The following is a 21678-nucleotide window of genomic DNA, read 5'->3' on the forward strand; positions in this document are numbered from 1 at the left end:
ACTAATTCCTATTTGTCGAGTTACAATTATCCATGATGTTTAACAATTCTTATAATGCGATTTTATGCCAGACTGAAAATCAAGTTCATGATATTCAGTTGATATTTCAGAATAAAAGTCAAAATAAAAATACCCCGATTCCAAAAATTAAAGTAATTGATCGTTGGCTATTTGAGCAATTTGAAGAATTCTGCATGATTAAATTTTCAGATAAAAATTTCAAATTACTTAATGGGATAGAAGAGAAGTTTATATGGGAAGAAATTATAAAAGCTGAAAATGATGTGGCAAAGAGAGATTTTACGCAACATACCATAGGAAGACTATGTCAGTTAGCGAGAGTGGCGAATAAACAAATTGAAGAATATTGCGTAAATAATGAGGATTTAGAAGCTAATACTGCAACAAACGGAATTATTATGAAGTGGAGGGATAAATTTAAAGAAAGATGTAAGCATCTTAATGTAAATCCATTGTATGAATTCATACCCTTTTTTATTGAACAACAAGAAGATAAAAATATTATTAATGGGCAGTCTCTATACATAATAGGTTCTGATACCAACATAACTATCTATAACAAATTAATTGAGGTGCTAAGTAGAACAAATGAGGTAACAAAGCACGAAGTGATTAAAAAGGGTAGAAGTGAAATAAAAGTATATGCATGCCAGAACTATAAGAAAGAGTTATATGCTGTTACAGAGTGGATTAAGGAGAAACAAAAACAAAATCAAAACCGCCTTCTAATAATAAGCCCAGCGTTAGAACGATTTCAAATAAAGCTTCAAAACCATATCGATCGAGAAATTCAACCAAAAATATTTACAAGTATTGACCATGAAAATATCTACAACTCAAGCCTCCGAAGACCGCTATCAAAAGAGCCAATAATTTGTGCGACATTTAATCTAATAAAACTTAATTTGAAAGCAGAAGTCACGACAGAAATTATTTGTGATTTACTAAAATTCAATAATTGGATTGACGCAGATGAGCAAAAAAATAGAGAGAAATTAGCCCAGTATATTTCCAGTAAAAATATAAAAAAAATTAACCTTACTAAGTTAATGGGGATGATTCGAAATGATACTAAATTAAAAGATTTAGATCTGAATAAACTTGAAATCGTCCTTAACGAAATCATAAAGAATCAAGCATTATGGGATAAATCTAATTCTATAAGTGAATGGGTAACTATTACAAGATTATTCTTAGAAACCATTAAATTAGGAGATATTAATAAATTATTAACATTTGAAATCAATAATTTAGAGAACTTCTATAAATTACTACATCAATTAAGTCTAAATAAAATATTTACAAAAAAAGTTATATTTTCAGAGTATATAGAGAAATTGAGCTTTTACTTAGAAGGTTTTGTTCCCGGGCCATTTAACGATAGTGCAACAGTAGATATATATGGATTTGATGAATACCCAATAAAAAAATATGATGCGATTTGGGTAATGAATATGAATGAAATTTACTACCCAGGAAACAATCAAGGCAATCCATTTTTATCAAATAAAATTCAAGATAAATACCATATTAATGACAAGCATAGTTTGAAAATTGACCTTGAGAATAAGTTTAAGAGAATTAGAAATTCTTCAGAAAACATAATAATTTCATACTCAAAAAATGATGAAGATTCAGTTATTGAAAAAACTAAATTACCAAAAGAAATTGAAATTATTTCTGATGAGGAATATGTAAATAAAAAAGAATTGAGCAATCACAATGATAATCATGAATGGATAAAAGATCATATAGCACCAGCCCTGAACTCTAACTCCGTTAATCTTCATCAAGGGATTAAATGCTTAGAGGCTCAGCTAGTTTGCCCAGCATGGGCATTTTATAGCTTCAGACTTGGCGCAGAAAGCTTTGAATATGATTTAGAAGATGAAATATCACCAATGGCTAGAGGAAACCTTATACATAAATCATTAGAGCTTTTTTGGGGGTCTATGAAGAACTCAGATATACTTTTTAATACGCCACTAGACCCTGATTTAGCATTAAAAATTGATAATGTTATTGACACTGTAATTGCTGACCATAAAAAAAAATATCCCATGATGCCAAAAGTTCTTATTGAAACAGAAAGGAAGCAGCTTAAAGTTGCCTTAACTAATTGGCTAGACTTAGAAAAAAATCGTGACCATAATTTTGAAGTTATAAGCAGGGAAGAAAAACATCAAATAAGTATTAATCGTGTCCAATTTAATATAAAAATTGATCGAATTGATTTAATCAATTCAAATAAAAAAATTATTATTGATTACAAGACTGGAGAAACAGAATCAATCAATAGTCTCTATAATATGGATAGCTTAAAGAGTTTACAGCTTCCCATCTACGCATGCTTTAACAGTCATAAAGATATTGATGGAGTTGTGTACGGAAAAATAAACAGAAAAAAATGCACGATTAGTGGTGTATCGAATGAACAGCTTGCTCCCTCCGTAAAATTTAATAATAAAAAAAATCCAGATATTAGAAAATGGGATGATTTATTAAAGCTTTGGTATAAAAAAATCAATTCAATAGCCACAGACTACCTAGAGGGAAAGGCTGAGGTTATATTTGATGAGGATGATTTGAAGTACTGTAAAGTAAAATCTATTCTTCGTATACCTGATTGTAAAGATAAAGACTATTACCATAAATTTCCTAAATGATGATGTCAACAAATGAAATTAGTGATGAAAAAGTAAGGACTGAGGTTATTGATAATCCAAGTTCTTTTATACTTTCTGCCCCAGCGGGATCAGGAAAAACAACGGTTTTAGCTAAGAGAATCATAAAACGTCTATTAGAAGTTAATGACCCAAACGAAATTATTGCGTTGACATTCACAAAAAAAGCAGCAAACGAAATGAGGAATAAAGTTCAGAAGATTCTTGAATCAAAGGACGAGACCTTTGATGGCCCTCTTATACAAAAAAAATTAAATAAGCTCTCCAAAAAATATAATTGGGACGATAACTATATAGGCAATTTAAAAATAATGACTATAGATTCATTAGCATTTCAAATATTGCTAAAAGAACCGCTCTTGGGTGAATACCCAAAAGTAGAGGAGTTATCTGAGTACCTTGATGACTTATATGAAATAGCCATTAATGAAGTTATAAAAGAACCTCAAAATTATCAGGATGTCGAGAAGGTACTTTTATATCTTAATGAAAATCACCAGACAATAGTTAATCAATTTGTGAAAATAATGAAAAAAAGAGACCAATGGTTAACACACCTTATTAGGTCCTCAGAATTTAACGATCGCGAAATTAACGAGCTTTATATTAGTTCCTACCATAAGGAAATAGAACGAAGGATTGATGAGATAAATAAGTTATTTACTTCATTAGAGATTGAAGAATTAAGTGCAATTTTCATAGAGCTAAAATCAAAAAAAAATCCTGAGTTACAACATCAGTTTAATCCAAAAAATGCAGAATCTTGGAAAGACTTACTTAGTTTAATCTTTACCAAAGAGCATACTATTAGAGCAAAATTTAAAGATGATATGCTTGATATAATAAATAAAATATTTGTAAAAAAAAATAATAAAATTAGTATTATAAAAGATTTTAGTAATGTATTAAATGAAGAAAATATAAAAGATATTTTTCCAATAATGCCTTCCTTATTTAGATTATTAAGGCTTATGTATGCAGAACTAAAGTTAGTTCTAAAAAGTGAAAACCAAATTGATTTTACTGAGGTGCAATTAACAGCAATTGAGGTTTTAAAAGAACGTCCAATTGAAGATGTTTTTGGTCACGACGTCTCTCATATCTTAGTTGACGAATTCCAGGATACCAATGACTCACAATTAGAATTTATAGCATTACTTATGAATAATTTTCTTAATGATCCAAATAAATCCATGTTATTAGTCGGTGACCCAATGCAATCTATATACAGATTTAGAAAAGCTGAAGTTAAGCATTTTATTAATACCAAGAAAAACGGTATTGGTGGATTAAAATTAAAGAAACGAGAGTTAAATAAAAATTTTAGGTCTTGTAGGCATATCATTGACTGGTGTAACCTAAATATGCCCAATATATTTCCACAAGAAGATTCAGATAAAGGTGCTGTCAGTTATCTACCTTTTAAATATGGAAAAGAAGACTTAAAAGGTGCCGGAGTTTCAATTCATCACCTTCAAATAAGTACGTTTACTAAAAAAAGCTTGTTTGAGGTGGAGGCAAAATTTGTGGTTGAGAAAATAGTTGAGCTTAGAAAAAAAACTCCCGATCTTGAAATAGCTTTACTAACTCGAACACGACTCACTGTAAAAGAGATTATTGATGAAATGAATCGTGAAGGCATCCCTTTTAAAGCCATTGGGATTGATCAAGTCAAGGATCAACAAATATACCAAGATATTATGTCTCTCACCAAGGCACTTTATAACCACGATGATAAGGCTCACTGGATAGCTATATTAAGGGCACCATGGTGTGGGCTAGACCTTAACTCGCTTTCTATCTTATTTGAAAATAATCACAACAGGGACGCTTGGGATGTTATTAATGACCTCAGTATCACTAATAAGCTTGATAGTAATAATAAAAAGAGACTGTATTTTGTAAGAGATGTTATTTCAAAGACTATAGGCTTTAGAGGGAGAGTATCTCATCGATTTTTCATAGAATCGGTATGGAGAATGCTGATGGGAGAAAAGTGCTTAAAAGACTATGGTGAATTAGAACACATAGACACGTTTCTAGATCTAGTTGATGAATGCAGTAATTCATTATCAATAGATTTTAAAAAATTAACTAAGATCTCAGAGGATATAAATATTAACAACAATTCAGATCATGAAAATCCAGTTACAATTTCGACGATACATGCTGCAAAGGGACTAGAGTATGAATGTGTAATCATTCCAAACCTAAATAGAGGAGTAAAGCCTGACGAAAAACCCTTAATACTTCTTGATGGTGACAATTTAATTTCAATTAAGAATAATAATGAAAAGACAGAAAACCTTTTTGACTACAACTGGAAAAAAGAAAGGGTTAGGATAAAAAATGAGCAAACAAGACTATTGTATGTCGCTATCACTAGAGCAAAAAAAGAATGCCATTTAATTTTTTCGATTAATGAGAAAAAAATTGAAGAGAAAGGAAATGAAAAAACAATTAAGGAAGATAAACTTATAGAAATTGAGAATGAACCAAATATTGAAAGAAATAGTTTTCTAAATATTTTATGGCCAATTGTCAAAAATGAAAAAATCATAAAAATTAAATCAGAAAATCCTATAGATAATGTTACCTATATTCCAGGATTACGGCGCTTAACAATAGACCATTATTCGCAAGAAATAGAGGCACAGCCAATATCTATTGATCAAGAAATAAAGAAAAGCTATGAAAATGATATTTATACATTCACTGGGACATTAATTCATAACTATTATAAATTAATTATTAAAAATCAGTTAGATATAAAAGAAATATTAAGTAAAAAATTAGATTTTATAAAGTCACTTTTTGATGATAATAGGTTCAAACCCAGTGAAATAAAAGAAGCTCTCAAGATAGTGGATAACTCATTAAGTTCCTTACTAAATAGCGAAGATGGAAAATGGATTTACCAACTTTACCAAGACGACATGATGGAGGCTGAATATTTATTTAATGAGGGAAATTCATTTAAACTTCGAATCCCTGATCGAACTTTTATTAAAGACAATAAACGATGGATTGTAGATTATAAAGTTGTATTTAATGATAAAAATTTAGACCTTGAAGCAAAAAAACATATAGCTCAGCTTGAAATGTATGAATCATTATTTGATAATAAATATCAAATTCAAAAAGCTATTTACTTTGCTCCTCAAGGAAAATTAATTAAACTTTGAGGTCATCAATTTTTTTTGTAATAAATGTTACTCTTTTTGCGACCTCTTCTTCTTCTAGGGCAACTTTTAATTTATCAGGTCCGTTCATCTTAAATCGATGATCACTTTGAATTAAATCAATTAATTTTATTGGGTCGATGCTAGCGTTTTTCTGAAATGTGATCTCGGTTGATTTTTTATTTGAATCAATTTTTATTATTTCTGTTGATGCTATATCTATTCTTAATTTATGAAATATTACAAGATCCTTAGTTTGTTCTGGCATTTGGCCAAACCTATCTATCAATTCTTCTTTTAGTGCTACTAATTCATCTTGACTCTTACAGCTTGAAAATCTTTTATAAATTACTAGCCTTTCGTTAGTGTTAGGGCAGTATGTTTGAGTGAGTATGGTTGGGGTATGAAGGTTAATCTCTCGATTAGATGTAATTGGTTTTTCTATATCCAGTTCCTCTCCTGATTTGAGTTGTTTAATTGCTTTATTTAACATCTCCATATACAAACTAAAGCCAATTTCATGCATTTGACCACTCTGATTGTCGCCAAGGAGCTCACCAGCACCACGAATTTCTAGATCATGTATGGCTAGATGGTACCCCGCCCCTAAGTCCTCCATGAGTTGAATGGCCTCCAGTCGTTTTTTTGCGTTTGATGTTAACTTTCTATCTTCATCTATTATTAAGTAAGCGTATGCCTGATGGTGCGACCGTCCTACCCTTCCACGCAGTTGATGAAGCTGTGCAAGCCCAAACTTGTCAGCTCTATTCATGATGATTGTATTGGCAGATGGGATATCGATACCGGTTTCAATGATTGTAGAACAAAGTAGTATATTGATTCTATGTTGATGGAAGTCTTGCATCACACTTTCTAGTTCTTTTTCCTTGAGTTGGCCGTGAGCAATACCAATTCTTGCATCGGGCAGCAGTTTAGACAGCTTTTCATACATAAACTGAATGGTATTAACCTCATTATGAAGGAAATATACCTGCCCCCCTCTATTAAACTCTCTCGAAACAGCCTCATTTATAATACCTTGGCTAGAATTAACGACAAAAGTTTTAATAGGAAGCCTTTTTTCAGGGGGGGTAGAAATGATTGAAAACTCTCTTAATCCCTCCATCGCCATTGATAAAGTTCTTGGTATTGGTGTGGCTGTGAGTGCTAAGACATCAACATTTTTTCTGAATGCCTTTAGCTTTTCCTTTTGCCGAACACCAAATCTATGCTCCTCATCAATCACAATGAGCCCAAGATCTTTAAATTTAACGTCAGGTTGAATTAATCGATGTGTCCCAATAATTATATCTATTTGCCCATTTTCAAGCTTTTTCAAGGACTCTAATTGTTGTTTCTTTGATTTAAACCTTGATATTTCTTCAATCTTTATTGGCCATTTTGCAAACCTATCACTAAAATTTGAAAAATGCTGTTCTGCTAAGAGGGTTGTTGGGACTAAAATAATTACTTGTTTATTATTTAAGACTGAAATAAACGCTGCCCTCAGAGCGACTTCTGTTTTTCCGAATCCCACATCACCGCATATTAATCTATCCATGGGTTTGGGAGATTCCATATCGTGAATTACTTTTTCAATGGCTGTTTGTTGATCTATTGTTTCCTCAAATGGGAACTCATCACAAAAAACTTCGTAATCCTTAAGGTTTATTTTTGAGCTATAACCTCGTTGAATTGATCTTTTTGCGTATAGATCCAGTAATTCTGCGGCAGTATCATGAATTTGCAGTAATGCTTTCTTTTTTGCTTTATCCCATGCCCCACTCCCTAGTTTATGGATGGGTGCTGACTCACTTGGACCACCCGCATACCTTGAAACTAAAAAAAGATTTGAGACTGGGACGTAAAGCTTATCATCCCGCTCGTAGTGCAGTAACAAAAACTCAGTCATGCCATCACCATAATCTAAATCAACCAGGCCCTGGTATCTGCCTACCCCATGAAGCTCATGAACCACAGGGTCTCCTACATTAAGCTCTGTGAGATCCTTAACAATCCCTTCTTCATTAAAGCTCTTATTTCTATTTTTTTTCTTAATTTGCTTAACGAAGTTAGGAAAAATTTCATTTTCGGTGATTACTATAAACTCATCATGAAAAAATCCTTTATGAAGAGGGCTTGAGATTAAACATACTTTTTGATCTGATAAAGTAAAATCTTGCCAAGTCTCAATTTCTTTAAAATTTTGGTCTGACTGCTTTAATAATTCAGCAATCGACTCTCGGCGACCTAAGCCATCTGTGCAAATCAAAATCCTTTTTTTACTGTTGCCTATGAGTTGTTTTAATTTCCTCAAGGGCGGTAAATCGTCTCTGTCTATAGCAACATCGAATTGAGTTGGTGTGGAAATTTTTGTTTTTTTTATTTGTTCAGATTGGTTAATTTTTTTGAAAAATTGATCAGTTGGTAATAATAGATCAGTTATTTCTAAGATAGGTCTTTCAGGATCGTATGCATACAGACGGAATCTACTCTGCGCTTCAGATTGATAGTCTAAGGCAGCTTTATGCACATCTCCTAACTGAAGAGTAAGGTCACTAGGGTTAATGTAATCGAAAATTGTATTGGTATTTTCAAAGAATAGAGGCAGATACCATTCAATACCAGCAAATGGTGTCCCTTTGCTGATATTTTTGTATGGCTTTGATTTAGATAAGTCCCCGTTAAACTTTTCACGATAATTTTTCCGAAATTGACTAACGCCATCAACGTCAATAGGAAATTCTCTTGCTGGTAACAGTTTGATTTTATTTGTTGGATACAAGCCACGCTGTGTATCAACATCAAACGTCCTTATCGTATCAATTTCATTTCCAAAAAAATCGATTCTGTAGGGGACGATTGAGCCCATTGGATAAATGTCAATAATGCTGCCACGAATCGCAAACTCTCCAGGGCTTAAAACCTTATCGACATTAAAGTAACCATTTTCAATCAATCTGTTTTTAAATGCCTCAATATCCACCTCTTGCTTTACTTTAAAATCAAAACTAAATTTTTCTATATAAGATTTAGGGGGAAGAAAATGTAAGGCAGTTGTAATTGGTAAAAGGTTGATATCAAACTCATTCTGTGTCATCTGATAAAGAGCAAGTAACCTTTCTGAAGTAAGTTCTGGATGGGGTGATATTTGATCGTAGGGAAGTGTTTCCCAGTCAGGCAAATGATTAATTCTTAATTCAGGATAGAACCATATTAATTCTTCTTTTAGTGAGATAGCGTCAAATACATTCGCGGTAAATATATTTAATGATTTTTTTTTGTCTTTTAGATGGCTGTAAAAAATCCTACCAATCTCGATGCTATGAGAGGTATTAGTTTCAAACATAAATCCTTTCTTCAAAAGGTTTTTCTTTTGCGACGTTGCCATTAATTGCTATCTTTAATCAAGGAGGTATTATAAGCATGAATGAATTAATTGAAATGAGTTTTCATGAATGATAAAGAATTAGTAGCGTATGCCGCACTTGATTATGTTGAGGATAATTCAATTGTTGGCCTTGGGACCGGCTCTACAGCAGATATTTTTATTAAAATGCTTGCGGAAAAAATCAGCAATGAATCATTGAATATATCTGTGGTGGCAAGCTCGGTCATTAGCCAGAAAAAAGCAAATGATGCAAAATTAAATTACATATCTATTGATCAAGTTACCTCAATTGATCTCTATGTTGATGGTGCTGATGAAATAACTCAAGATTTAGAGATACTTAAGGGTCGCGGTTTCGATCTGATTCGAGAAAAGCTCTTAGCGCAAATGAGTGAAAAGTTTATTGTGATAGGTGATAATTCCAAAATTGTTTCTAAAATCGGTCAAAATTACTCAATTCCTATCGAAATTACGCCAATTGCATGGAAAATTACAAAAAGTTTAGTTGAGAAAATTGCAAAAAAATGTGTAGTTAGAGAAAATATGGAGAAAAATGCATTTGCTATCTCATCCTATGGAAACTTTGTACTTGATTGCGAGTTTAATTATTCAAATTTGGACGATCTCGCAAGGGACATAGCTAACATCCCCGGTGTTTTTGAGCATGGTTTGTTTTTAAAATTGGCTTCATTGGCTATTGTCGCTGATGCGGGAAAGGTAAAAAAAATATCAATTTAGTTTTAATTTTTAGATTGAATGATCTTGACTCCATTCATATATGAAACCAATGCCTTTGGCACCTCAACATCTCCATTCTCTAATTGATAATTTTCAATAATTGCAACCATCGCTCTTCCCACTGCAATGCCTGAACCATTCAATGTATGAAGTAGTTTATTTTTCTTATCGCTGTCTTTAAATCTAGCCTTTAATCTTCTTGCTTGAAAATCCTCGCAGTTAGAAATAGAGGATATTTCTCTGTAGCAATCTTGTGATGGCATCCAAACTTCAATATCAAAGGTCTTGGCAGCCCCAAAACCCATATCTCCTGAACATAAACTCATCACCCTGTATGGAAGTGCTAATTTTTTTAAAATAAGCTCTGCATGGCTAAGCATTTCATCAAGCACATCATAGCTCTGGCTAGGATGACATATCTGAACAAGCTCAACCTTATCAAACTGATGCTGTCTGATCATCCCCCGCGTATCCTTTCCATAAGAGCCAGCTTCGGATCTAAAACAAGGAGTTAAGGCTGTCAGTTTGATGGGTAATTCATTTAAATCAACTATACTATCTCTTACAAAATTGGTTAAGGGGACTTCGCCAGTTGGAATTAGATATAGCTTTTCATCACTACCCCCTTTCTTTGTGATAAATAAATCCTCTTCAAACTTTGGTAGCTGCCCTGTACCTTTAAGTGAATCGTAGTTAACCAAGTAAGGTGTGTAACACTCCTCATAACCATGTTCTTGAGTTTGTATATCTAACATGAATTGACCGAGAGCTCTATGCAGACTTGCAAGACCAGATCGAATAGAAGTAAATCTGGCACCAGATAACTTTACTCCTAAATCAAAATCTAAACCTAAACTTTCTCCTATATCTACATGGTCTTTTACCTTAAAAGAAAATTCTTTTTTTTCTCCCACTTCCCTTATCATTTCGTTATCGTTCTCGCTTTGTCCAATCGGAACTGACTCGTGAGCTAAATTGGGTATATCGAGTAAAAATTCTTGGATTTTATTTTGTACTTCCTCTAGGGCACCATTTTGCACTTTCAGTAAATCATTTGTTTGACCTACCGACTGCATATGCTCAGTGACATCTTTCCCCTTTGATTTTTCAACGCCTATTTTTTTAGAGAGGTCGTTTCTTGATTCTTGAAGCTCCTGGACCTTGACTTGCAAATTTCTTCTTTCATTTTCAAGGCCGATAAAGCTTTTTTTATCAATCTTAAAACCTCTTGAATTTAACCTAGATTCAACCTCATCAATATTATTTCTAAGTAAATTAATATCTATCATAAAAGTTATTCCGTTTTATTTTTGTTGTAATGTTGATCTAATTGTTTCAAAAACTCTTTTTTTTCACTAATTTTTTTTTCTAATCCACGGTCTGTTGGATTATAAAATTCTACAGGGTCTATCTCGTCAGGAAAATATTTTTCTCCAGCAGCATAAGCATGATTTTCATTGTGCGCATAACGATAGTTTTTTCCATAACCCATATTATCCATTAATTTTGTGGGTGCATTTCTAAGGTGCATGGGAACATCAAGATGTCCTTGATTCTGTATAAAGGACTTAGCTGTATTAAATGCCTGGTAAGCACTATTGCTCTTTGGTGCCATTGATAGATAAATAACGGCGTTACTTAAGGCTAGTTCTGCCTCAGGAAAACCTAGCCTTTCATAAATTTGATAGGCCTCTAAAGCCATTGTTTGTGCTCTTGGATCAGCGATACCAATATCCTCAATAGCAATCCTTATAATGCGCCTTGCCAAATATAATGGATCAGCTCCACCGTCGAGCATTCTTAAAAGCCAGTAAAGTGCAGCGTCTGGGTTTGAACCTCTAACCGATTTATGTAATGCTGAAATTTGATCATAAAATTGCTCTCCTCCCTTATCGAAGCGCCTTGATTTATCAGACATAGTTTTTTTAATATCGTCAGAATCAATCTTTAAATTTTTTTCTGTTAAAGCCTTTAAACAAACTATCTCCAACAAATTAATTAGTTTTCGCCCATCCCCATCTGAGAATTCAAAAATTATTTTTTTTGCATCATCAGTAATGGTTAAATCATTAAATTCACCTATTGCTCTCTTAAGAATTTTATCTAGCTCTTCTGTTGTTAGTGCTTTTAATGAGAAGACCTGGCAGCGACTTAGTAGTGCTGAATTAACTTCAAAAGATGGATTTTCTGTCGTAGCCCCAATAAATACAATTAATCCTGATTCAATATGAGGTAAAAACGCATCTTGTTGGCTTTTGTTGAACCTATGCACCTCATCAACAAATAAAATTGTTTTTTTATTTTGTTGATCTCTCATAAATTCAGCTTTATCAATAGACTCTCTAATTTCTTTTACCCCAGATAAAACTGCTGAAATAGAAATAAAGTGTGCGTCTATCGTATTCGATATAACTTTTGCAATACTTGTCTTCCCAACACCTGGTGGTCCCCATAAAATAATAGAGGGAAGATTTCCTGTCTCAATCGCAACCCTTAAAGATTTACCTTTGGAAAAAATGTCGGTTTGGCCAACAATCTCATCAAGCGTTTTTGGTCTTAATTTTTCGGCAAGTGGTATTGAGATTTTAGAGGTCATCTAATTTTTAATCACATCAATGCCATCAGGATAATTAAATAAAAATTTACCCACATTGATATCTTGGTTTTGAATTATTTTAGAAAATTGAATTGTTGTTTCATTATCAAAATTATCTGTAATTTTCATTTCTTTGAGTTGGTCAAAGTTAAATTTAAAAACGACCTGCTTAAAAAAAGCTCGATCTAGATCCTTTGGTGTTGCTTTATATTTTGAAGAATTGCTTGAGTTTGAAATTAATTTTGTATTAAAAAATTCATGAACATTATCTGATACCAGAAGCATTGCTGGACTAATACCTACTTGCTTATCAAGCTTACTGACAATCACCTGCTTTAAATCTGGGTCGTATAAATATAGAAACTCACCATCACTAATAATTTCATTTTCTGAGGGTGCTTTATACTCCCATCGAAAATAATTTGGCTTCATAAACATAACTCTGCCAATGGACTCATCAATTAGTTGGTTAGTTGAGTCTTTTACAATTTGGGTAAATTCTGCATTAAACGAATTTAATTTAACAAGAATTTTTTCTAATTTATTATTTTCAGCGCAAACACTCAGAGAGAGAAAAAATAAAATTATAAATTTAATCATTTGTATTTGATGTAATTATTTCTCTATTACCATTGCTTTGCATAGGGGTAACTAACCCTGCTTTTTCCATATCTTCAATAATTCTTGCTGCGCGATTATAGCCAATCCTGAGGTTTCTCTGCACATAGGAAATAGAGGCCTTTTTTGATTGAATCACAATTTGAACTGCCTCGTCATATAATGGGTCCTTTTCTCCTCCAATTTCACCTCCATCAGATACGCCATCAACTTCGATTGGATTTAAAACCTCATCTATATATTGCGGAGTCCCTTTTGATTTAAGGAAATCAACCACCTTATGGACCTCTTGATCGGAAACAAATGCACCATGAATTCGGTCAGGATAGCTAGTTCCTGGTGGCATATAGAGCATATCACCCTTACCTAGTAATGTTTCAGCCCCCATTTGATCAAGTATGGTTCTTGAGTCAACTTTGCTTGATACCTGAAACGCAATTCGTGAAGGAATATTTGCTTTTATTAACCCCGTAATAACATCAACTGAAGGTCGCTGCGTTGCCAGAACTAAATGTATTCCAGACGCTCTCGCTTTTTGCGCAAGCCTTGCAATTAATTCCTCGATTTTTTTACCCATTACCATCATCAGATCTGCTAGCTCATCAATGACGATGACTATTAAAGGTAGCTCCTCAAGAACCTCTGGCTCCTCAGGGTTAAGGCTAAACGGATTAGTTAAAGGCTTATCTTTTATTGCAGCCTCTTTTAATTTTTGATTAAAACCAGCAAGGTTTCTCACGCCAAAAGCTGACATAAGCTTATATCTTTTATCCATCTCAGCAACAGCCCAATTTAGCGCATGGCTCGCTTGACTCATGTCGGTTATGACGGGAGACAGTAAATGAGGAATATTATCGTAAACAGAAAGCTCTAACATCTTAGGATCAATCAAAATCATTTTTACCTGATCGGACGTTGCTTTATACAACAAGCTCAAAACCAATGCGTTAATTGCCACCGATTTACCAGCCCCCGTTGTCCCAGCAATTAATAAATGCGGCATTTTTGAAATATCAGCAACCGCTGGGTTACCCGCAATGTCCTTACCAAGGGCTATAGTAAGTAAGCTTGGTGTGTCCGCGAATATTTTTGAATTCATTATTTCAGATAGAAATACTATTTGTCGATTTGGGTTTGGTATTTCAAGTCCCATATAGGTTTTACCAGGAATGGTCTCAACAACTCTAATACTTGAAACTGATAATGCCCTGGCTAGGTCTTTTGATAAATTAATCACTTGACTCCCCTTTACACCGGCTGCAGGTTCAAGCTCATATCTAGTTATGACTGGTCCAGGTTGAGCATTAATAACTTTTGCCTCTATTCCAAAATCAAGTAATTTTTTTTCAATAAGTCGAGAAATAAATTCAATCGTCTCGGAACTTTGTGGGTTTATTTTTTTTGATGGCTCATCTAAGAGGTGAATTGGGGGCAAATCCTGCTCAGTCTCACCAAATAAATTCTTTTGTTTTTCTTTGATTGCACGCTTACTTTCTTCCGTATTTTTTTGATTATCAACAATGGTTACAGGCTCTCTATCAATGAGTTTCTTTCTTTCCTTTTCAACAACAACAAATCTTTCTTTTTCAAGTTTTTTACCCTCCCTTCTATCTTGCCAATCTATATATAAATTTTTAAGAAATGTTATGAAGTTAAAAATGAAGTTACCTAAGGACTCAGAGATAACGATCCAGGACCACCCAGTAAACAAACTAAATCCAATGGCGAATGAGAATAACAAAAAGATTAGCCCCCCTTCGTAGCCGAAGGTTTGAACTATAAATTGGTTAGTTAAATGGCCTACCATACCGCCCTGCTCAGTTGGAAAGCTTGCATTAATTTTAACTATATAGCCCGCCTCAAAAGCAGATGATGAAAATATTAATAATAAAAAACCAAGGTAATGAACAATTAAAAGATGTTTCTTGTTATAACCTTCATCCTCGATTCTTGGATAGATTAGAAAAATACTATAAATACTCAGAAAGACAAGCCACCAAGCAGACAAACCAAAAATTGATAGCATGAGATCAGAAAAGTATGCCCCCACAACTCCAGCTAAGTTTTGAATAACTTCATTACCGCCACTATGTGTCCATGCAGGATCATTAACTGAAAAAGTGCTTAGTGCTAAAGTGATATATACACCAAGAAAAAGTAGCGTAAGCCAAGAGGCTTCCCTCATAATCCTACTTGCTAATTTTCTTGTAGAGGCCTGCGATTCAATAATTTTTTTATTCGCAGCTTTTGATTTTTTAGTAAATAGCAATTTTTAAATTTTTACGTTTTGTTTATCCAAATTATATCAGTATGTTTACGAATTGCACTGATAGTAGAATTAAATAATGAATAGTATTCAGTTAATGTTTGATTCATATTGATTGCTCATCTAAAATTATGCTAATTTAAATCAAACTGAGTAAACCTTTATGTCAAAACATTCCCATCTCATCATCCTTGGATCAGGACCAGCAGGTTATAGCGCAGCGATTTATGCTGCTAGAGCAAATTTAAAACCAACACTTATCACAGGTGTTGAACAAGGTGGTCAATTGATGACAACTACTGATGTTGATAATTGGCCTGCTGATGCTGATGGGGTTCTTGGTCCTGATCTAATGAGCCGGTTTGAAAAGCATGCCCTTAGATTTAATACTGATATTGTTTTTGATCAGATTCATACAGCCGACCTTCTTAAACCCTCTAAAGAAAAAAAACCTTTCCGCTTGATTGGAGATGAATCTGAATATACATGTGATTCTCTCATTATTTCTACAGGCGCTTCAGCTATGTACCTTGGTCTTGAAAGTGAGAATAAATTTCTTGGAAAAGGTGTTTCAGCTTGTGCAACTTGTGATGGTTTTTTTTACAAAGGCAAAGAAGTAGCTGTTGTAGGTGGAGGAAATACAGCAATTGAAGAGGCTCTCTATTTATCAAACATTGCAAGCAAGGTTACATTGATTCATCGAAGAGACAAATTTAGAGCTGAGGCAATTCTTGTTGATAAAGTACACGAAAAGGTTGAGGAAGGAAAAATAGTCCTTGAACTTCATAAAACTCTTGATGAAGTAATTGGTGATGATAGCGGAGTAACTGGAATTAAAATTAAAGACGTTAATTCAAATAAAATTAAAGAAATAGATTTGTTAGGTGTATTTATTGCCATAGGCCATAAACCAAATACTGATTTATTCCAAGAACAACTTAAAATGGAAAATGGTTATATCGTTACAGAATACGGGAGGGATGGAAACTTCACTCAAACAAGTATACCCGGTATCTTTGCCGCAGGAGATGTACAGGACCATGTTTACAGACAAGCGATTACCAGCGCTGGAACTGGTTGTATGGCCGCTCTTGATGCGGAGAGATTTCTTTCAAAGAATGACTAACGAAGAGGATATATTTAGGGATGCAGTCAAGGGGGTAAAGCCCTTAAAAATTAAATCGCCTAAGATCCAAAAAGCTATTAAAAAACCCAAACCAATAGCAAAAAAATTTATAGAAGATGAAAAAAAAGCCTTACTTGAGTCCTTAAGCGATGATTTTATTTCAACGGAAAATGAATCAGGTGAGGAACTAAGATACTTAAAAAAAGGACATTCACCAGATATTCTTAATAAGTTAAAAAAAGGGTATTGGGTTACGCAAAAATCTATTGACCTTCATGGCCTAATCTCAGAAGAAGCAAAGTCATATATTGTCAATTTTATTAGTGACTGTAAAAAAAAGAAGGTGAGGTGCATAAAAATTATTCATGGTAAAGGCTTACGCTCTCATAATAAAGAGCCTGTTTTACGCAACAAAGTTAAAAATTGGCTGATACAAAAAGAAGAGGTAATTGCTTATGTTGAAGCACCACGACATGATGGTGGAAGTGGTGCTGTGCTGGTCTTACTGAAGGAGTATTAAAGAACCAATTAAAATGATTCTATTAAGCACGAACATTGTGCCGCAATGCCTTCAGACCTTCCAATAAATCCCATCATTTCTGTTGTTGTAGCTTTGATATTTACTTGTGATTCTTCACACTTACAGTCAACCGCAATATTTTCAATCATTTTAGGAATGAACTCAGATAACCTGGGTGATTGACAAATAATGGTCGCATCAATATTAATAATCTTAAATTTTTTTGACTCAACTAACCCAATAACTTTTGTCAAAAGATCCCGAGATTTTGCATTTTTAAAGGCAGGGTCTGTGTCAGGAAAGTGTTGCCCAATATCTCCCATACCACTTGCACCAAGAAGTGCATCCATGATAGCGTGAATTAACACATCTGCATCGGAATGCCCCTTTAAGCCAAGGTGAAAATCAATTAAAACTCCCCCAAGAATTAATTTTCTCTTCGAAACAAGCTGATGCACATCGTAACCTTGACCCACCCTAATCATGATTGGATCCTTTTATGAGTTTATCAACCCTCAATAAGTCCTCAGGATAAGTGATCTTAAAATTTTCTAAACTTCCCTTGACAACCTTTGGCGATAACCCGAGAGCTTCTATTGCCTCAGATTCGTCAGTTGGGTTGCCTTTAAATGATGTTAACGCTCTCTTGAGAAGGTTAAATCTGAACATCTGAGGTGTTTGAGCCAACCAAATTTCATCTCTTTTCTCTGTACAAGTTATTTGTTGTTTCTTATCAACTCTTTTAACCGTATCAAGCGCTGGGATAGCTAAAATCCCCCCAACTTTATCATCAGCAACCTCATTTATAAAATTATTCACAAGCGATTCAGTGATGCCGACCCTGGCAGCATCATGAACCATAATCCAATCATCTTTTTGGATGTCACCCCCTATAATTTCTAGTGTATTTAAAACAGTTTCTGATCGAGTAGAGCCCCCACATTCCGTTAATGTTGTTTTTTTTGAAAATTGACACCCTAGGCTTTCAATATATTTTTGATTTTTATTAAGCGCGACTGTTATAGTTTTTATGGCTACAAGCTTTGAAAATATGGACTCAATAAACTCAAGAATCGTTTTTCCATGAAAATTTGAGAATTGTTTTGGGGTGGTGGATTCCATCCGAGAACTCTCTCCTGCAGCTGGGATAATAAGATGTATATTCTGCATACTAAAAGTTTAGCATGCAGAAAAAAATATAGTTTTAATCTTTTTAATATTTATTCAGAGGAAATTGAATTAATTTTATGGATGGATATATCAGCACCATTAAATTCTTCCTCTTCTGTCAATCTAAAGTTGAACATTTTATGAATGACTGTGTAAACGATATAGCCGCCTGCAAGGGCTATAAAAACACCTGCAATAGTACCAACCAATTGCGACATGAAAGTAACCCCACCAAGTCCGCCAAATAATTCTAACCCAAAAATACCTGCAGCAATTCCACCCCATGCACCACAAATGCCATGTAACGGCCATACCCCTAAGACATCATCAATTTTCCATTTATTTTGTGTAAGCGAAAAACTCCAAACAAATAAAGCACCTGCTACCAAACCAACAGTTAATGCCCCAAGAGGATGAAATAAATTAGAACCTGCGCAAACAGCTACCAAGCCTGCGAGAGGTCCATTGTATAAAAATCCAGGATCATTTTTACCAATAACTAATGAAGCCAGCGTGCCTCCGACCATCGCCATCAGCGAGTTCACTGCCACAAGACCCGAAATGCCTTCAAGAGATTGCGCAGACATCACATTAAAACCAAACCAACCAACGGTGAGTATCCATGACCCTAAAGCAAGAAATGGAATATTAGATGGTGGGAATGCATTTAGTCTCCCATCCTTTGTATATCGCCCTAGTCTGGGTCCTAAAATTAAAACTGCAGCTAAAGCAATCCACCCGCCCATTCCATGAACCACCACTGATCCAGCAAAGTCATTAAAAGGTGCGCCAAAAGTCTGATTTAAAAAATCTTGAAATCCAAAATTACCATTCCAAATTATTCCTTCAAAAAACGGATACAAAAAACCTACCAAAATAAATGAAGCGATAAGTTGTGGTTTAAAAGTAGCTCTCTCAGCAATTCCTCCCGAAACAATTGCAGGGATTGCGGCTGCGAATGTTAAAAGAAAGAAGAACTTAACTAATTCATATGCGCTTTTTTCCGATAACACGTTGGCTGCAGCATAAAAATCCATGCCGTAAGCTAGACCATAACCAATAAAGAAATATGCAATCGTAGATATAGAAAAATCTGCCATTATTTTTGCTAACGCATTGACCTGATTTTTTTCTCTTACCGTTCCAACCTCTAAAAATGCAAATCCTGCATGCATTGCGAGGACCATAATTGCTCCGAGCAGAACAAATAAAACATCACCCTGACTAACCAAATTATCCATATTTAACCTATTTTATGTATATTAAAATTTTAGAAATTTTAATATAGGGAATTATAATTTTCTATAAGATGATATTTTTTATGTTAAAAACTATTTCAAATTTCAGATATTTGCATTAATTTGGTGCAAATATCAAATATTTATTGAAAACTTATATGATTACTCATGTCTGAATTAATTATTTTATTTATCCTGGTAGCTATTATCGGACTTTGGTATGACATTATCTCTAAAAGAGAGTTGGCTATCCATGAAGGTAAAAGGCTTGCAAATAACTTAAACCTTCAGTTACTTGATGACACGGTCCATTGCAACAAAATGAGTATAGTTCGCACTTTATCGAATTGGCCTTCCATTAAAAGAGTTTATTATTTTAATTTGAGCAGTACTACAAACGATAGATTAAACTGCCAGCTCACACTTGTTGGTAATAGACTTATCCATTGGTATGTTCCGCCATACCCGAGCAATTTATAATGTACGTAGGCCGTTTTGCACCAACACCATCGGGTGACCTGCATTTTGGATCGATAGTGACAGCGATTGCAAGTTACTTAGACGCTAAAAAGGTTAAGGGACATTGGTTACTCAAAATAGATGACATAGATAAGCAAAGGGTAAGAAATAATTCTGCCCTATCAATCCTGAGGACATTGGAAAGTTTAAATCTTTTTTGGGATTCAACTGAGTCTTATCAAAGCAATCGACTTGATGAATATAGATATTATTTTGAAAAATTATCAGCGACACATCAAACCTATAACTGTAGTTGTTCAAGAAAATATCTTACTGATCATGCGAAGCTTGGAGATGGTGGCTATATCTATCCAGGATTTTGCAGATATAAAGAGCTTGAAAATAAAAATTCTTATGCCACCCGCATGGAAGTAAGTACAAATCCAATAGTTATTAAAGATCAAATCCAAGGACAGCTTAGTCAAAATCTATCAAGAGAAATAGGTGACTTCGTAATAAAGAGAAATGATGGACAATTTTCATATCAATTTTCAGTTTGTGTTGACAATAAGTTAGACAAAATAACAAACATAGTTAGAGGGGCTGATCTTTTTTCCTCGACTCCGCGACAAGTATATTTGCATAATTTACTAGATTTCGATATCCCAAAATTTTCACATATACCCATCGCAACCCTTGGTAAAAAAAAGATAAGCAAAAGTGACGATTGTAAAATTATAATAAAAAATAATCAGAAGGATATTTGGATAAAAGTTTTAAATTTTCTAAAGCAACCTATAGCTCAAGATGTATCTGAAATGAGTCTTGATGAATTGATAAGCCACGCAATCAAAAATTGGACAATGGGAAAAATTAGCCCCTTACGTTCGATCGATATCTCCTAAAATATTCATAAATAAATATGCCTGCAGCAGCACCTACATTCAATGACTCAACAGATCCCTGCATAGGTATAGAAATAGATTTAGTCGATTTAGAAATTATTTCAGCGCTTATACCACCTCCCTCGCTACCTAAAATAAGAATTAAGTCCCTAGGGATATCATCATCATAAAGTGAATCACCACAAATACTTAATGAATAAATGGGAAGGTTAACTTGATCACATAATTTCAATAAATCTTGGTTTTCATAACACTTTAAGTTGACTTGAGCCCCCTGGCTTCCCCTAAGTGTTTTTGGTGACCAAAGCTCCGCCGAGGTCTTAGATAAATATACTGAATTAACTCCGGCAGCTTCTGCAATCCTAAGTACACTACCTAAATTACCTGGGTCTTGAATGCCATCAATAAATAAGTTCAAACCTTTTTTTATTTCTGAGCCTTCCTCAATTGGGACATTTATCAGAGCAATTAAACCATTGGAAGACTTTAAATCTGCAAGCTCAAGAAATAATCCATGCTTTAAGTCATAGGTTTCAATATTAGGATTTAATTTAACTATTTCCTTGATTTCGGGTGAATCCATTTTTTCATCCCTTATAAAACATTCAATATCTTTTTTTGCTTGGAGGAATGTATTTATAAGATGAGGGCCTACTAAAATCGTCTTATTTTTTTCTTTTCTAAAGCCTTTTTTAGTCGCTATTTTTTTAAAGTACTTATATGAAGCATTATGTTTTGTGTCGATTATCTTATTCGTCATTAAG

Annotated in this window: 16 protein-coding genes; 7 read left to right on the forward strand and 9 right to left on the reverse strand. The window is 33.9% G+C overall.

Going from position 1 to position 21678, the window contains the following annotated elements; translation table 11 throughout:
* Nucleotides 1-32: 32 nt before the first annotated feature.
* Together K6112_01940 and K6112_01945 are read left to right on the forward strand one after the other, a co-directional pair.
* Nucleotides 33-2687 (forward strand): PD-(D/E)XK nuclease family protein, encoded by a 2655-nt coding sequence (locus K6112_01940; protein QZP18132.1) that lies wholly within the window; start codon nucleotides 33-35, stop codon nucleotides 2685-2687.
* The gene (locus K6112_01945; protein QZP18133.1) at nucleotides 2684-5890 is read left to right on the forward strand and encodes a UvrD-helicase domain-containing protein; all 3207 of its coding nucleotides are present in this window, start codon (nucleotides 2684-2686) and stop codon (nucleotides 5888-5890) included. The genes K6112_01940 and K6112_01945 overlap by 4 nt, the downstream gene beginning before the upstream one ends.
* On the opposite strand, the gene mfd is transcribed toward K6112_01945, so the two are convergent.
* Nucleotides 5880-9278, reverse strand: a complete 3399-nt coding sequence (gene mfd / locus K6112_01950) for a transcription-repair coupling factor (protein QZP18134.1) — start codon at nucleotides 9276-9278, stop codon at nucleotides 5880-5882. The two genes, K6112_01945 and mfd, sit on opposite strands and share 11 nt — an antisense overlap.
* A 63-nt stretch (nucleotides 9279-9341) precedes the next feature.
* Here mfd and rpiA point away from each other — a divergent pair, with 63 nt between their 5' ends.
* The gene (gene rpiA, locus K6112_01955; GenBank protein ID QZP18135.1) at nucleotides 9342-10016 is read left to right on the forward strand and encodes a ribose 5-phosphate isomerase A; all 675 of its coding nucleotides are present in this window, start codon (nucleotides 9342-9344) and stop codon (nucleotides 10014-10016) included.
* Between the two features lie 2 nt (nucleotides 10017-10018).
* On the opposite strand, the gene serS is transcribed toward rpiA, so the two are convergent.
* The 4 genes from serS to K6112_01975 are packed head-to-tail and all read right to left on the reverse strand — an operon-like array spanning nucleotide 10019 to nucleotide 15415.
* Nucleotides 10019-11305, reverse strand: a complete 1287-nt coding sequence (serS, locus tag K6112_01960) for a serine--tRNA ligase (protein QZP18136.1) — start codon at nucleotides 11303-11305, stop codon at nucleotides 10019-10021.
* Between the two features lie 5 nt (nucleotides 11306-11310).
* A complete protein-coding gene (locus K6112_01965) occupies nucleotides 11311-12612 on the reverse strand; it encodes a replication-associated recombination protein A (protein ID QZP18137.1) in 1302 nt (433 codons plus the stop codon).
* Nucleotides 12613-13212, reverse strand: coding sequence for an outer membrane lipoprotein chaperone LolA (lolA, locus tag K6112_01970; GenBank protein ID QZP18138.1), 600 nt, complete (start codon nucleotides 13210-13212; stop codon nucleotides 12613-12615). It abuts the gene before it with no gap.
* Entirely contained in the window at nucleotides 13205-15415 is a 2211-nt protein-coding gene (locus tag K6112_01975; GenBank protein ID QZP18456.1) for a DNA translocase FtsK 4TM domain-containing protein, read from the reverse strand. The genes lolA and K6112_01975 overlap by 8 nt, the downstream gene beginning before the upstream one ends.
* Before the next feature lie 244 nt (nucleotides 15416-15659).
* Here K6112_01975 and trxB point away from each other — a divergent pair, with 244 nt between their 5' ends.
* Nucleotides 15660-16622, forward strand: a complete 963-nt coding sequence (gene trxB / locus K6112_01980) for a thioredoxin-disulfide reductase (protein ID QZP18139.1) — start codon at nucleotides 15660-15662, stop codon at nucleotides 16620-16622.
* The gene (locus K6112_01985; GenBank protein QZP18140.1) at nucleotides 16615-17142 is read left to right on the forward strand and encodes a Smr/MutS family protein; all 528 of its coding nucleotides are present in this window, start codon (nucleotides 16615-16617) and stop codon (nucleotides 17140-17142) included. The genes trxB and K6112_01985 overlap by 8 nt, the downstream gene beginning before the upstream one ends.
* Before the next feature lie 8 nt (nucleotides 17143-17150).
* Here the strand turns inward: K6112_01985 and ispF are convergent, their stop codons facing one another.
* The 3 genes from ispF to K6112_02000 are packed head-to-tail and all read right to left on the reverse strand — an operon-like array spanning nucleotide 17151 to nucleotide 19553.
* Nucleotides 17151-17627 carry a 2-C-methyl-D-erythritol 2,4-cyclodiphosphate synthase gene (gene ispF, locus K6112_01990; GenBank protein ID QZP18141.1) on the reverse strand — a complete coding sequence of 159 codons (477 nt, stop codon included), beginning with the start codon at nucleotides 17625-17627 and terminating at the stop codon, nucleotides 17151-17153.
* Nucleotides 17620-18312 (reverse strand): 2-C-methyl-D-erythritol 4-phosphate cytidylyltransferase, encoded by a 693-nt coding sequence (gene ispD, locus K6112_01995; protein QZP18142.1) that lies wholly within the window; start codon nucleotides 18310-18312, stop codon nucleotides 17620-17622. The genes ispF and ispD overlap by 8 nt, the downstream gene beginning before the upstream one ends.
* A 50-nt stretch (nucleotides 18313-18362) precedes the next feature.
* Complete coding sequence (locus K6112_02000) at nucleotides 18363-19553, reverse strand: ammonium transporter (GenBank protein QZP18143.1); 1191 nt, start codon at nucleotides 19551-19553, stop codon at nucleotides 18363-18365.
* 165 nt (nucleotides 19554-19718) lie between these two features.
* Here K6112_02000 and K6112_02005 point away from each other — a divergent pair, with 165 nt between their 5' ends.
* Together K6112_02005 and gluQRS are read left to right on the forward strand one after the other, a co-directional pair.
* Nucleotides 19719-20030, forward strand: a complete 312-nt coding sequence (locus K6112_02005) for a DUF3301 domain-containing protein (protein QZP18144.1) — start codon at nucleotides 19719-19721, stop codon at nucleotides 20028-20030.
* The gene (gene gluQRS, locus K6112_02010) at nucleotides 20030-20914 is read left to right on the forward strand and encodes a tRNA glutamyl-Q(34) synthetase GluQRS (GenBank protein ID QZP18145.1); all 885 of its coding nucleotides are present in this window, start codon (nucleotides 20030-20032) and stop codon (nucleotides 20912-20914) included. The genes K6112_02005 and gluQRS overlap by 1 nt, the downstream gene beginning before the upstream one ends.
* Here gluQRS and K6112_02015 read toward each other — a convergent pair.
* Complete coding sequence (locus tag K6112_02015; protein QZP18146.1) at nucleotides 20883-21674, reverse strand: RNA methyltransferase; 792 nt, start codon at nucleotides 21672-21674, stop codon at nucleotides 20883-20885. The genes gluQRS and K6112_02015 overlap by 32 nt on opposite strands.
* Between the last annotated feature and the right edge of the window lie 4 nt (nucleotides 21675-21678).

The sequence above is a fragment of the Methylophilales bacterium genome (assembly GCA_019823025.1).
GTDB lineage: Bacteria > Pseudomonadota > Gammaproteobacteria > Burkholderiales > Methylophilaceae > BACL14.